The organism is Methylomonas sp. BG-2 (genome assembly GCF_057766305.1).
The window spans coordinates 20,154-32,517 of record NZ_JBYMAP010000011.1 but is presented as its reverse complement, the minus strand read 5'-3'; the positions used below and the strand labels follow the sequence as shown (position 1 = coordinate 32,517).

Genomic DNA, 12,364 nt, shown 5'->3' with positions numbered 1-12,364 from the left:
CGATCTGATCGAGCGGCAGCCACTGAAACGCGGTCGTGCCCAAGGTCACCGAACCGGCCTTGATGCCGTCGATTAACACCAGAATATGGTCGGAATTGGTGCCGCGCAGGTACACATTCGCTTGTTGGCCGTATCCGCCGTTCTGGGTAATATCCAGGCCCGGCGCGGTTTTCAGCAGATCCGGCAAGGTTTTGACTTGCAGTTGCTCAATGTCGTTGCGAGTAAATACCGTGGTTGCGCTCGCCAACTCGTCGGCGACGGTGGCGCTACGGGTTGCCGTGACCACGGTATCCGGCAGATTGGCACTCGATTCGGCCGCTGTTGGCCCTGAAAAAACGGTACCGGCTCCCGCCAGTGCCAGCAATGGGTAGTAATTTTTGTGCATGCTTGTCCTCTGCGCCCACCGCGCAATCGGGATAGAAAAACGACAGAGGAGAAACGGGGCACGAAAAAGGCGTAGACAGGCTGCGACCATTCCGTAAACAGCCCTCCGCTGTCTCGAATGATCTTTCCGGCCAGTCTCCGGGCTTATAAGCGGCCTGCCGGCCTGAAGCTGCGGCCTTCCCATGCGCGATGGCACAGTGGCTTGTTCGCAGTTCTTGACTTATCTACCGTTGCGGGGGCAGCGTCGGCATGAACGGTGGATGACACCGGCTCACCGACTTCCTGTTTAAGCCGGACCCAGTTGGGTCCAGGACACCTGAAAGAGGGAAGGCGATTTTAGGCCGGAATGGGCGATTGCGCAAGGCAAGTCTCCCGGCAAGGATTGCAAATCACCGGTTACATGCTATAACTTGGGGGCATTTATCAACGAGGCCACTCAACAAGGCTTCAATAGAAATTGGCGGGATCATGGAAATTCAATCGAAATTGCTAGGCAACCAAGACATCAATCCGGACACCATCATCAGCTTTCCGCGCGGTATCCCTGGCTTCGAGGATGAAACCCGTTTCAAGCTGTTTCATCAGGAAGGCAGCGAAATCGTTTATTGGCTGCAAGCGGTCGATAACGCGGAATTGACGTTCTCGGTCGCGCATCCGGCCCATTTCAACATCAATTACAACTTCACGTTGACCGACGACGAAGAAGCGCTATTGAAAATCGAGCAAGGCGACGATTTATTGATCTTGATTTTGCTGCACAAGGATAACGAGCAGGAAAACGGCAAGCCGACCATCAAGGGTTCGATCAAATCGCCGTTGCTGATCAATAGCAACAAGCGCATCGGCTATCAGAAGGTGTTGGTGACGATAGAACAAAGCATTACGCTGACCGAGAAAATCAGCGAAATCGACGTGTCTGAAGCTTAGACAGGCAGGACTCAACCGCCCGCGAGACAGCGGCGGTTGAGTAAGATTTTAAGCCGCCTGAACCGGGATGGCGTGGCTGGAGTGGCTGATGTTGTTGTTGCCGTCGAAGTAGACCAGCGTCGGTTGATAGTTTTTCAACTCTTTTTCGTCGAGGCTGACGTAAGCGGCGACGATGATCAAATCGCCGGGACACGCCAAACGAGCCGCCGCGCCGTTGATCGAAAAAATACCGGAGCCGTCCTGAGCGCGAATTGCGTACGTCGTGAAGCGTTCGCCGTTGTTGACGTTGTAAATATGGATCTGCTCGTATTCCCTAATCCCTGAAAAATCCAAAATCTTGCCGTCAATCGCACAGGATCCTTCGTAATCCAGTTCTGAATGCGTTACCCGCGCACGGTGTAACTTGGCTTTAAGCATGATGGTTTGCATGATAAACAAGTTCGAAGACAGGGGCAGCGATTATGCCTGAATTTGAACGGGCTATCAAATATCGACATTGGCTTTGTCGCCGGAAAGCCTTGTCTCGTCAATCATTTGAACGGCAAGTCAGGTTGTCGATCAAGCGGGTGTTGCCGAGTTTGGCGGCGGCAAGAATCACCATGTCGGTGTCGCCTAAGGTTGCGGGCGCCAGATCGGCGGCGCGACAAATCGTAAAGTAATCCACAACGAATCCTGCTTGCGCCAGCCGAAGCGATTGAGCGGCCTCTATCGCGGCAAAATCCCGCTCGCCGTGCCGTATCGCCGCTTTAGCGGCACACAAACAACGGTACAATTCGGGCGCGGTAGCGCGTTGCGGCGGCGTCAAATAACCGTTACGCGAACTGAGCGCCAACCCGTCATCGTCCCGCGCCGTCGCGACACCTTGGATTTCGACCGGCAAATTCAGATCGGCTACCATGCGCCGGATCAGCGTCAGCTGTTGAAAATCCTTTTCGCCAAGCAGCAGCAGATCGGGCTGAACCATGTTCAACAATTTGCAGACGACTAACGCTACGCCGTCGAAATGCCCCGGCCGACTCGCGCCGCAATGAATGGTCGACAAACCGGCAACCGAAACCGTCGTCAGGGAGGTCCGCGGATAGATTTCGGCGACGCCGGGCAGAAACAGCAGGTCGGCACCGGCTTCGCTCAATTTGGCGGCGTCGTCGGCTTCGGTGCGCGGGTAACTGCCAAAATCCTCATTGGGGCCGAACTGAGCCGGATTCACGAAAATACTGACGACAACCTTGTCGGCTTGCCGGCGAGCCGCCTCCACCAGCCGGAGATGTCCGGCATGCAGATTGCCCATCGTCGGCACGAAGGCAATTTTCAAATCCGCGCGTCGCCAGGGCTTCAGCAGCGTTCGCAATGCTTCAATGCGTTCGACGGTTTGCATCATCAGTAGCTGTGTTCGGAGCCGGGAAATGCGCCGGATTTGACGGCGGCGCGGTAGCGGCTGACCGCATCCGCGACGCCGGCCGCGCCGGCCATGAAGTTTTTCGAAAAACGCGGCCGTTTGCCGACGCCAATGTCGAGCATGTCGTAGACCACCAATACTTGGCCGTCGCAAGCGGCGCCGGCGCCGATGCCGATTACCGGTACCGCCAACCGCCGGCTGATGCTGGCGGCCAGTGCCGCCGGCACGCATTCCAGCACCAGAGCGCCGGCGCCGGCTTGTTCCAATGCCACGGCGTCGGCCAGAATCCGCTCGGCTTGGTCGGCGTCTCGGCCTTGCACCCGATACCCGCCCAGCCGGTTGACCGATTGCGGCAGCAGGCCCAGATGCCCGCACACCGGAATGCCTTGCTCGACCAAAAAGGCAACGATGGCCGGCTTGGCGCCTTCCAGCTTGACCATTTGCGCGCCGCCCTCGCGGATTAGCCGAGCGGCATTGCTCAGCGCTTGTTCGGGCAGCGCGTAGCTGGCAAACGGCAAATCGACGATCAAAAACGCCCGGCGACGCGCCCTTGCCACGCAGCGGCCGTGGTAGACCATGTCGTCGATGGTCACGGGCAATGTAGTCGTTTCGCCTTGGATGACCATGCCCAACGAATCGCCAACCAGCAGCACGTCGATACCCGTTCGATCGAGTACGGCGGCGAAGCTGGCGTCGTAAGCGGTCAGGCAGCTAATTTTTTCGCCGGCGCGCTTCATCGCCGCCAGATCGCTGACCGTCAACATTTTGGCCGTCTCGCCGTACAGGGTCATGAAACGAATCGGGTCAGCCCGTCCGGGGGGCAGTGAGTCATCAATTCCGACAGCGAGCCGAGGCCGGGTACCGTCAAATCCGGTACCGAAAGCTCGGCCAGCGGATACAGGACAAAGGCACGCTTGGCCAGTTCGGGATGGGGGACGATCAAGTCGGGTTGCTCGATGATTTGAGCGTCGTAGAGCAACAGATCCAAATCCAGGGTGCGGGCGCCCCAGCGTTGCCCGCGCACTCGACCGTGGCGGTTTTCGATAGCTTGCAGCCGGCGCAACAAATCGATGGCCGGCAACGCGGTGGCGATCCGCATCGCCGCGTTAACGTAGTCCGGTTGATCTTGCGGCCCGACCGGCAGGCTGCGGTACAGCGCCGAAAAACCCAGTTCGATAACCTCGGCTAGCGCGGCGATCTCGACTCTGGCTTGCGTGACGTGAGCGACCGAGTCTTCCAGATTGCTGCCCAGGCCGATATAGGCTTCCCTATAACCAGCGGGTAGGCTCATTGCGGGTTAGGTTGTTTGGAACGAGAACGGTAGCGGCCTGTTTTTCGCGCTCGGGGTTTGCCGCCGCCCTTGGGCGGCGCGGTCATCCGGTTGCGTTCGTCTTCGTCGGCTTCCTGAAAGCGCGTCCACCAGGCGACCAATTCCGGATCGGCGCCGCCGGTTTCCGCGCGCAAATGCAGGAAGTCGTAGGCCGCGCGGAATTTGGGTTGTTCGAGCAAGCGAAATGGCCGCGAACCCACCGTGCGGGTAAATTTCTGTTGCAAAAACCAAACGTCTCGTATCGATTGCGTGATGTGGCGCGGCATGGCGGTAATCTTAACCTGCCGCCCCAACACCTCGTTGGCGGCGTTCTGATAGGCCAGCGTTTCGTTTTCGCCGTGGGTGAGGCGTTGTTGGGCGGACACGGCCAAGGGTTCCCACAATAACGCGGCCAGCAGAAAATAGGGGGTCAGCGTCTTGCCCTCGTTAAAGCGCGCGTCGGAATTTTCCAGTGCTCGGATCAGAAACAGTCGGGGGAAATCGTGATCCTCGCTGGCCAGGCACCGATCGGTGTCGGGAAACAGGATCGCGAACAAGCCGTAATGACGAAGCATTTCGAAGGTCTGCACGCCGTAGCCGGCCAGAAACAACTTCAACACTTCGTCGTACAGGCGCGCGGAGGGTATGCTTTTTAGCAGATCGGCAAGTTCGTATATCGGCTGCCCCGTGTCCGGATGCAAGCTGAAACTCAGTTTGACCGCAAAGCGCACCGCGCGCAGCATCCGCACCGGATCTTCGCGGTAACGCTGCCGGGGATCGCCGATCAGTTTCAAGATGCCGGCGGCGTGGTCGCGCATGCCGCCGGTAAAGTCCACGACCGAAAAATCGCGAATATTGTAGTAGAGCGCGTTGACGGTGAAATCCCGCCGCCAGACATCCTCCTCCAGCGTACCGAATACGTTATCGCGCAGTAAACGGCCGTCTTCGTGTACTACTTGTTGATCCGGCTCTTCGGCTTCCGAACCCCGGAAGGTGGCTACCTCGATAATTTCCCGGCCGAAAAATACGTGGGCCAGCCGGAAGCGCCGGCCTATGATTCGGCAATTGCGGAATATCTGCTTGACCTGCTCGGGGCTGGCGTTAGTCGCGACATCGAAGTCTTTCGGCTCTCGGCCTAAAAGCAAATCCCTGACGCATCCGCCGACCAGATAGGCCTCGAAATCGGCTTTTTTTAGCCGCAACAATACCTTCAAGGCATTTTCGCTGATTTGCGCTCTGGAAATACAATGTTCGGCGCGCGCGTATATTCTCGGGGCATTGCCGGACCGCGGCGCGGCCGGAGCCGCTACGGCAACGGCGCCGGGTGGCGAGAAAATTCTTCTGAAAAAACTAAAAATGGCTCTATCCCTAAAGTTTTGAGTGGCGGCGGGTCGCGCGGGCTGTCAAGCTGGATCGGCCGGCCGGGCGCCTGTATCATAACACCGAGCCAGATTCATGCTCAATCGAGCGCTTTCTTTTACAATCCCTACCTTTATAGGTAGAATTCAGAGACTCGCCGAGTGGCGGCGATACTAAATAATATCGATGACTGTCCTCGTTGTCCGGGCTCCGGCGGCGGGCAATTTACTTCGGAGCGTGGAGCGTATGTTTAAGAAGATATTAAATGGTTTTATCGACCAACCCTTGTTCACCAGTCTGTTCGTGGCCGATTTTGCATTGCTGGTGTTTCACCGGCCGCCTTTCTTGTTCTCGCTGGTTATGCTGGGCTGCCTGGTCGGCATGAGCATGTACATGGGCCAGAAGCTGGCCTTGTTTGAAAAATAATTGCGGCGTAACGAACTTTTTCAAACCGCGAAACCCGGTGCCGCCAAAGCCGCGACACCGGGTTTTTTGCGTCGTATGGCCGCCGTGTTTTACGACGGCTTCCTGTTGTTGGCGATCTGGTTTCTGGCAACCGCGCTGATCCTGCCGTTCAACGCCGGCGAAGCCTTTAAAAGCGGCCAATATTACTATCCGCTGTACTTGTTGGCGGTGGCGTTCGGTTTTTACGGTTGGTTTTGGACGCACGGTGGACAGACGCTCGGCTTGAAAGCCTGGAAAATCCGGGTCGTCGACAGCGCCGGCGGCAGCGTGGGATGGCCGCGCGCCGGCTTGCGCTTTATCGGCGGCCTACTGTCTTGGAGCTGTCTGGGCTTGGGCTTCGTATGGTGCTTGATCGACAGGGAAGGCTTGACCTGGCATGATCGCTTCTCCGGCACCCGCCTGTTTTTTCCGGATGGCCGGGAATAATGCCGAAATGGATGTGCTATATTCGCGCCTCACACCAATCCTAGTCCGGGAGTCCACAATGAAAACTATAACAATAGCCCTGTCGCTGTTCGGCGCATTGATCTCGGCGGCCGCTCATGCCGACGTACCACTGCAAGACAACTCCAAACTCATCGGAAAATGGCAAGTCACCGCCGAAGCTCTGGCATTGGACAGAGAGAAGAAGCCCTTGCAGGTCACTTGGGAGTTTCAAAAAGACGGCACCTTGATCACGACTGGCGAAGACGCGCGTAGCGGTATCGGCGAAATGACCATTCCAATCAAATACAGTGTCGAGAACGGTGTGATCAAAAAACAAATCACGCCCGGCCGCGAAAAATATGAAGACTGTTCGGTCGTGGAATTGGACGGCAAGGACATGACCTTGAAATGTAAATTTCTCTATCTGTTCATGACCCACAAGTAACCCAGTCCCGCCAGGGGCGGAGTCTTCCGCCCTTTCCCGCCCGCTCGAGCGCTAGCTGACTCGCCACACCGCCAACGAAGCCACGCAAAACACCACGGCGCTGGGCAGCATGGCCATCAGCATCGGATTCATGTCGTAAACCAAGCCGACGTGGCCCGCGATCCGATCGAAAATGTTGAAAGTCATTCCGATCACGATGCCTATCATTACCCTGGCGCCGGTACTGGTGCCGCGACCTATGCCAATCACGAACGGCGCCGACACCATCAACATCACGAAGGTTACGAACGGGTTGATCAAACGACTCCAGAACGCCAGCTCGTAACTTTGCGATTTCTGACTGTTCTGTTTCAGAAAATCGATATACATAAACAAATCGTACAACGACAAATTGTCCGAATTGACGACCGCCACTTTCAGTAAATCCGAATCGATGCCCGAAGTCCAGGCCTGTTCGGGTTGGGCGCCAGCTAAAATTCGCGGTTGGCCGATTTCCGAATAGCGGACGTTTTCCAGCTTCCACTGCCTGTTGCCCAGAAATTGGGCACGTTCGGCCTGGGTGATTCGACTCACCCGGTGTTGGTCGCCGATGTCGTAAATCCGGATATCAGCCAAGGTGCCGTCGTCTTGCAGTTTACGGACATTGATGAAGCTGTCGCCTTCGCGCAGCCACATGCCGTAAAGCGAGCGCATCACCACGCCGTCATGCAAGGCGGTGGTTTTCAGGACTTGCGCGGCTTTCTCGCAAGTCGGCGCGACGAATTCACCTACCGCGACCGCAACGCTGACCAGCAACAGACCGGCCAACATGATCGAGCGGATGATCCAGGCGATCGACAAACCGGCCGCGCGCATCGCGACGATTTCCCGGTTGTTCGCCATTGAGCCAACCACGAACAAGCTACCCAGCAATGCCGATGACGGGATCAATTCGTAAAACACCCGGGGCGAAGTCAAGGTCAGGAACCATAGGATTTGTTTCAGCCCGTAATTGCCTTGACCCAAGTCTTTCAGCTCGTCACTGAAGCTGAACAGGTTGAACAAGGTCAACAACAGCAACACGGCAATCAACGAACCCTTAACGATTTCCTTGACGATATACCAGGTCAGAACGTTGATCATGCCACTTTCCCCTTTACGGTTTCCCACAGCCAGCGCCAGCCGTACAGGCGAGCCAGCATTAGCAGGCCAACCAGCAACAACAACGCGTCCACCCAAAAATAGCCGAGCCAGCCCGGTACCTTGCCGCCGACTACCCAGCTATGATTGACCCGTTGCAAATTGCCGTACACGAAATAAATACCGAAAGCCACCATCATGCTGCCGTAAATACCGCCTCGCGGCGAAAGCCGCGCCAGCGGTACGCCCAAAAACGCCAGCAAGATCACGCCGGAAGGCGTGTTCAAGCGATCCTGCAATTCGGCGACATCGCGGGTTTCTTTAGACGACCACAAGTCTTCGGTTGCCACCGCCTCCCGGCCCAAGACCAGTTCGGTGGTTTTCTTTTCCACCAGTACCGAATATTCACCGAATTTTTCGATCGTGAAGTCCCGATTGCCGGGCTGGCCCATCACCCGTTCGCCATTTTCCAGTATTAAGTACAGGCCGCCGGGTAAAAATGCCAAGCGCCCGGTTTCGGCGTTGACGACACCGGTGCGCTCGCCTTGTTTGTTTTGCACGAACACTTGGTGCATGCGGCCGTCCTTATCGACGGACTCGGTATAAAAGATCAACTCGCCGTCGCTGTATTCGCTGAAACGGCCGGCCGAGATGCCGCGAATATCGGCGTCTTGCCGATCCTGATGCATCAGCTTTTCGCTCATCGCCTCGGCCCAGGGCGCCGCCTGCATCGACAATGCCACGCCGGCCAGACTCAGCGGCACGACCAACAGAAATACCGCGCGGTAAATCGTGAACACACTGCCGCCGGCGGAGGCGATCGCCGCCATCTCTTGTTCCCGGTACATCCGCCCCAACACCATCAGCACCGCCATGAACAGCGATGCCGGCAGGAAGGCATTGGCGGCCAAGACAATTTTCAGACCCAATAAAGTCAGTACCGTCTCATTGGCGATGTTACCTTCGATGGCCTGAGCCAACACCCGGATGAATTTGCGGCTGACGATAATCACCACCAGCACCGTCAACACCCCGGCGACCGTCAAAAACAACTCCTTGACGATCATTTTGTCCAGCACCGTCAACAGCCGAAACGGCCGGCCGGCACTGGGTAAAGCTCGCAAATTGCTCAACAACGCACTCCTGATTTTCTAAGGTATAATCCGGCGAACTCGGCCGCGCCTCGGCGAAACCCCTCAATCCAAGACACTCACGACCTATCGCAATGGACTATTTTATAGAAAGCGCTCCCCTAGACAAACTGCAAAGCGACTGCCTACTGGTCGGCCTCTACGAAAACCAACAACTCAGCCCGGCCGCGACTGCTCTGGATCAACAATTTGGCGGCCTGCTCGCCAAACTGATCGGCCGGGGCGATATCAAGGGGAAAAACGCCGAAACACTGTTAATCAACCATTTGCCGGAAGGCGGTATTCAACGCGTGGTGTTGGTCGGATTCGGCGAGCGCGGCAAGGTCGGCCGCAAGCAGTTCCGCAAGGCGCTGACCGCGGCGGTAGGCGCGGTCAAGGCGAGCAAGGTCAAGGCCGCGGCCGCCGCTCTGCTGGACATTGAGGTCGAAGCCGCCGACGTGCCATGGAAAGCCCGCCAAATCGTCGAGCTGTTTGGCGACGGCGTTTATCAATACAGCGCGACCAAAAAAATCGACGACAAGATTCCGTTGCAACAACTGACCATCATAACCAGCGAGGCGCAACACGCCCAGGCCGAAGCCGGATTGCGACAAGGCGCGGCGATTGCGGCCGGCGTCGAGCTAGCCAAATCGCTCGGCGACCTGCCCGGCAACGTCTGCACGCCGACTTATCTGGCCGAGCAGGCCTTGGCACTGGCCGGCCAACACGACAAACTGACCTGCCAAATTCTGGAAGAACACGACATGGAAGCGCTGGGCATGGGCTCGTTCCTGGCCGTATCGCGCGGCAGCCGCCAGCCGGCCAAGCTGATTTGCCTGGAGTATCAGGGCGGCGACGGCAACCACAAACCCATCGTGCTGGTCGGCAAGGGCCTGACCTTCGATGCCGGCGGTATCTCGCTGAAACCCGGCCAAGGCATGGACGAAATGAAGTACGACATGTGCGGCGGGGCTAGCGTGTTAGGGATTCTGCGAGCGGTCACCCAATTGAACTTGCCGCTGAACATCGTCGGCCTGATTCCGTCTTCCGAAAACCTGCCGGACGGCGCCGCCAACAAACCCGGCGACATCCTGACCAGCATGTCCGGCAAAACCATCGAAGTGCTGAACACCGATGCCGAAGGCCGCTTGATTCTGTGCGACACGCTGACCTACGCCAAAAAATATAATCCCGACGTGGTGATCGACATGGCCACGCTGACCGGCGCCTGCATTGTCGCGCTGGGCCGGGTGCCGAGCGGCCTGTTCGGTAACGACGACAAATTGTGCAGCGATCTGCTGGGTGCCAGCGAAACCGCCTGCGACATGCTCTGGCGCATGCCGATCTGGGAAGAATACCAGGAACAGCTTAAATCCAATTTCGCCGATCTGGCCAACATCGGCGGCCCGGACGGCGGCAGCATTACCGCGGCGGTGTTTCTGTCCAAATTCGCCGAGGATTTCCGCTGGGCTCACATCGACATCGCCGGCACCGCTTGGCGTACCGGCGCCAATAAAGGCGCGACCGGCCGGCCGGTACCGTTGCTGACTCAGTATTTGCTGAACCGGGCGGCGGCGTAAGTTGGTTTGGGGGAAATTAACCTCGGCCGCAGCGGTTGCCGCTGCCCCCGCCAAGCCACGCCCACGACATGACCGAGCCCGGCCATTCACCCACTCTGCCTGAAGTCAGCTTTTACGTGCTGGCTTCGCACGATCAGGAACAGCGCTACGAATTCGCCTGCAAACTGATCGAAAAGATCTACCGTAGCGGCCGATTTTGTTATGTGCTCACCGATTCGGCCGAGCAGGCCGAGCTGATGGACAAGCGTTTGTGGACGTTTCGGGCGGGCAGTTTCGTGCCGCATCAACGTTATTCGGGCGCGTTACCAAGCTACTCCGGCACAATTCTGATCGGCGCCGGCGACATTCCGGAAAGCTGGCGCGGCGTCATCGTCAACCTGTCCGCCGACTTTCCGCCCTCCTCGCCGCCGACCGAACGGATACTCGAGATCCTTGATAACAGCGAAGCCAGCAAACAAGCCGGTCGCCAGCGCTATCGGCATTATCAGCAACTCGGCTTGGCGATCCAGACCCATAAGATCTGAGATTTTCTCGGCGGCGCGCCATTGCGCATTGGCGAATGCCCGCATGCTACGGCGAGATGCCGCCGGTTGGCTCGCCGGCTCCTGCTTGGACTTTGGTCGCCCTTGCCGTTTTACGCTGTTCGGCGCGGGCCAGACAACGAAAGCGCTCGCGGTCGTCGGCGGTGCTCCAGGCGCAAATTTCCGGCAAACTCCGGAAGCATCCCAAGCAAATGTCCTCGTCGTCCAGGCAACAATTGCGCACGCAGGGCGAAGCCACCCGATCTTGTCCGTTCATCCCAAAGCCTCCTCGCTGAAATACCGCCGCGCATCGACCACATCCAGTTGGATTTGCGCTTTTAGTGCCGTCAACGACGGAAAGCGGGTTTCGTCACGCAATTTGCGCTTGAAATGAACCTCCACGTATTGGCCGTAAATGTCTTGATTGAAATCGAATAAATGGGTTTCCAAGACCACTTTGGCGCCGCCGTCGACCGTGGGACGGGTGCCGACGTTGGCGACCCCTGGATATTCGTTACCGTCCAGACCGCTCATCGTCACCGCGTACACGCCGACGATCGGCGTATTTTTGCGGAACATCTGGACGTTGGCGGTCGGGAAACCCAGTTCGCGACCGCGCTTGTCGCCGTGGGCTACCCGTCCGCACACCGAAAAATCGCGCCCCAACATGGCTCGAGCCAGCTCCAGTTGACCTTCGCTGAGGGCATCCCGAATCAGGGTGCTGCTGACCCGCAAATTCTCGACCTCGAAGGAATGGCTGTCTTCGACCGCGAATCCGAATTGTTCGCCGAAATGCTGCAGCATCGCGAAATTGCCGCGTCTGGCCTTGCCGAAATGAAAGTCGTCGCCGACCACCAAATGCTTGACGTGCAGGCGGCCGACCAGAATGTCGCGAATGAAATGCTCGGCATCGCAATCGGCCAGGGTCCGGTTGAAGGGCAGCACCAACAGTTCGTCTATCGGCAGTTTGGCGAATTGAATGGCTTTTTCCCGCAAGCGGGTCAGCCGCGACGGGGCGTGGTCGCCGAGAAAATATTCCAGCGGTTGCGGCTCGAACACCATCGCCACGGTCGGCAGCCGCAGGCGGCGGCCATGCTCGGCCAGGGTTTCGATGACGCGGCGGTGGCCGAGGTGCAGCCCGTCGAAATTGCCTATCGTCAATGCGCAACCGTCGCGCAACGGTTCCAGATGATGCAGGCCTCTGATCAATCGCATGGCTGAGTCGGTTTAAAAGCCACGATTCTATCAGCAAGCGCCGGCCCCGGCCTATCGTCATTTATAATGAGCACCCGACCGAGTTTCC

Annotated in this window: 16 protein-coding genes and 1 riboswitch; of the genes, 6 read left to right on the top strand and 10 right to left on the bottom strand. The window is 57.8% G+C overall.

Annotated elements, in window-relative coordinates; translation table 11 throughout:
- The coding region (locus AC3B8H_RS02185) for a TonB-dependent receptor plug domain-containing protein (protein WP_488439974.1) at positions 1–385 on the bottom strand (385 nt) is incomplete at its 3' end.
- Positions 386–496: 111 nt separating this feature from the next.
- A riboswitch (cobalamin riboswitch) is annotated at positions 497–719 on the bottom strand.
- 133 nt (positions 720–852) lie between these two features.
- On the opposite strand from AC3B8H_RS02185, the gene fliW reads away from it, so the two are divergent.
- Positions 853–1,311, top strand: coding sequence for a flagellar assembly protein FliW (gene fliW, locus AC3B8H_RS02180; protein ID WP_488439973.1), 459 nt, complete (start codon positions 853–855; stop codon positions 1,309–1,311).
- 48 nt (positions 1,312–1,359) lie between these two features.
- Here fliW and panD read toward each other — a convergent pair whose 3' ends face one another.
- The 5 genes from panD to pcnB all read right to left on the bottom strand — a co-directional run bounded on the left by panD (position 1,360) and on the right by pcnB (position 5,374).
- Positions 1,360–1,740, bottom strand: a complete 381-nt coding sequence (gene panD / locus AC3B8H_RS02175) for an aspartate 1-decarboxylase (protein ID WP_488439972.1) — start codon at positions 1,738–1,740, stop codon at positions 1,360–1,362.
- Positions 1,741–1,837: 97 nt separating this feature from the next.
- Positions 1,838–2,686 (bottom strand): pantoate--beta-alanine ligase, encoded by an 849-nt coding sequence (gene panC, locus AC3B8H_RS02170; protein ID WP_488439978.1) that lies wholly within the window; start codon positions 2,684–2,686, stop codon positions 1,838–1,840.
- Between the two features lie 2 nt (positions 2,687–2,688).
- A complete protein-coding gene (gene panB, locus AC3B8H_RS02165) occupies positions 2,689–3,498 on the bottom strand; it encodes a 3-methyl-2-oxobutanoate hydroxymethyltransferase (protein WP_488439971.1) in 810 nt (269 codons plus the stop codon).
- Positions 3,495–3,998, bottom strand: a complete 504-nt coding sequence (folK, locus tag AC3B8H_RS02160; protein WP_488439970.1) for a 2-amino-4-hydroxy-6-hydroxymethyldihydropteridine diphosphokinase — start codon at positions 3,996–3,998, stop codon at positions 3,495–3,497. The genes panB and folK overlap by 4 nt, the downstream gene beginning before the upstream one ends.
- Positions 3,995–5,374: a polynucleotide adenylyltransferase PcnB gene (gene pcnB, locus AC3B8H_RS02155; protein ID WP_488439977.1), complete on the bottom strand. Its 1,380-nt coding sequence runs from the start codon at positions 5,372–5,374 to the stop codon at positions 3,995–3,997. Before pcnB ends, folK begins: the two co-directional genes overlap by 4 nt.
- Before the next feature lie 247 nt (positions 5,375–5,621).
- Between pcnB and AC3B8H_RS02150 the strand changes: the two genes are divergently transcribed.
- Genes AC3B8H_RS02150 through AC3B8H_RS02140 form a run of 3 tightly spaced genes read left to right on the top strand, consistent with a single transcriptional unit; the run spans position 5,622 to position 6,711 of the window.
- The gene (locus tag AC3B8H_RS02150; RefSeq protein WP_064026486.1) at positions 5,622–5,801 is read left to right on the top strand and encodes a hypothetical protein; all 180 of its coding nucleotides are present in this window, start codon (positions 5,622–5,624) and stop codon (positions 5,799–5,801) included.
- Positions 5,802–6,266 (top strand): RDD family protein, encoded by a 465-nt coding sequence (locus AC3B8H_RS02145; RefSeq protein WP_488439969.1) that lies wholly within the window; start codon positions 5,802–5,804, stop codon positions 6,264–6,266.
- Between the two features lie 58 nt (positions 6,267–6,324).
- The gene (locus AC3B8H_RS02140) at positions 6,325–6,711 is read left to right on the top strand and encodes a lipocalin-like domain-containing protein (RefSeq protein ID WP_488439968.1); all 387 of its coding nucleotides are present in this window, start codon (positions 6,325–6,327) and stop codon (positions 6,709–6,711) included.
- Positions 6,712–6,762: 51 nt separating this feature from the next.
- Here AC3B8H_RS02140 and lptG read toward each other — a convergent pair whose 3' ends face one another.
- Together lptG and lptF are read right to left on the bottom strand one after the other, a co-directional pair.
- Positions 6,763–7,830 carry an LPS export ABC transporter permease LptG gene (gene lptG / locus AC3B8H_RS02135; protein ID WP_488439976.1) on the bottom strand — a complete coding sequence of 356 codons (1,068 nt, stop codon included), beginning with the start codon at positions 7,828–7,830 and terminating at the stop codon, positions 6,763–6,765.
- Entirely contained in the window at positions 7,830–8,963 is a 1,134-nt protein-coding gene (gene lptF, locus AC3B8H_RS02130) for an LPS export ABC transporter permease LptF (protein WP_488439967.1), read from the bottom strand. Before lptF ends, lptG begins: the two co-directional genes overlap by 1 nt.
- Positions 8,964–9,055: 92 nt before the next feature.
- Here lptF and AC3B8H_RS02125 point away from each other — a divergent pair, with 92 nt between their 5' ends.
- Together AC3B8H_RS02125 and AC3B8H_RS02120 are read left to right on the top strand one after the other, a co-directional pair.
- The gene (locus tag AC3B8H_RS02125; protein ID WP_488439966.1) at positions 9,056–10,540 is read left to right on the top strand and encodes a leucyl aminopeptidase; all 1,485 of its coding nucleotides are present in this window, start codon (positions 9,056–9,058) and stop codon (positions 10,538–10,540) included.
- A gap of 68 nt (positions 10,541–10,608) precedes the next feature.
- Entirely contained in the window at positions 10,609–11,064 is a 456-nt protein-coding gene (locus AC3B8H_RS02120) for a DNA polymerase III subunit chi (protein ID WP_488439965.1), read from the top strand.
- A gap of 46 nt (positions 11,065–11,110) precedes the next feature.
- Here the strand turns inward: AC3B8H_RS02120 and AC3B8H_RS02115 are convergent, their stop codons facing one another.
- The gene (locus AC3B8H_RS02115) at positions 11,111–11,338 is read right to left on the bottom strand and encodes a DUF1289 domain-containing protein (protein WP_488439964.1); all 228 of its coding nucleotides are present in this window, start codon (positions 11,336–11,338) and stop codon (positions 11,111–11,113) included.
- On the bottom strand, positions 11,335–12,276 hold the full coding sequence (ribF, locus tag AC3B8H_RS02110; protein WP_488439963.1) for a bifunctional riboflavin kinase/FAD synthetase: 942 nt from the start codon (positions 12,274–12,276) through the stop codon (positions 11,335–11,337). The genes AC3B8H_RS02115 and ribF overlap by 4 nt, the downstream gene beginning before the upstream one ends.
- Positions 12,277–12,364 lie beyond the last annotated feature (88 nt).

Excerpts from the sequence above, each read along its gene's own strand:
- ribF (WP_488439963.1), bottom strand. The coding sequence starts at position 12,276 with ATGCGATTGATCAGAGGCCTGCATCATCTGGAACCGTTGCGCGACGGT.
- AC3B8H_RS02115 (WP_488439964.1), bottom strand. The coding sequence starts at position 11,338 with ATGAACGGACAAGATCGGGTGGCTTCGCCCTGCGTGCGCAATTGTTGC.
- panC (WP_488439978.1), bottom strand. The coding sequence starts at position 2,686 with ATGCAAACCGTCGAACGCATTGAAGCATTGCGAACGCTGCTGAAGCCC.
- panD (WP_488439972.1), bottom strand. The coding sequence starts at position 1,740 with ATGCAAACCATCATGCTTAAAGCCAAGTTACACCGTGCGCGGGTAACG.
- folK (WP_488439970.1), bottom strand. The coding sequence starts at position 3,998 with ATGAGCCTACCCGCTGGTTATAGGGAAGCCTATATCGGCCTGGGCAGC.
- panB (WP_488439971.1), bottom strand. The coding sequence starts at position 3,498 with ATGACCCTGTACGGCGAGACGGCCAAAATGTTGACGGTCAGCGATCTG.
- AC3B8H_RS02150 (WP_064026486.1), top strand. The coding sequence starts at position 5,622 with ATGTTTAAGAAGATATTAAATGGTTTTATCGACCAACCCTTGTTCACC.
- fliW (WP_488439973.1), top strand. The coding sequence starts at position 853 with ATGGAAATTCAATCGAAATTGCTAGGCAACCAAGACATCAATCCGGAC.
- AC3B8H_RS02120 (WP_488439965.1), top strand. The coding sequence starts at position 10,609 with ATGACCGAGCCCGGCCATTCACCCACTCTGCCTGAAGTCAGCTTTTAC.
- AC3B8H_RS02125 (WP_488439966.1), top strand. The coding sequence starts at position 9,056 with ATGGACTATTTTATAGAAAGCGCTCCCCTAGACAAACTGCAAAGCGAC.
- AC3B8H_RS02140 (WP_488439968.1), top strand. The coding sequence starts at position 6,325 with ATGAAAACTATAACAATAGCCCTGTCGCTGTTCGGCGCATTGATCTCG.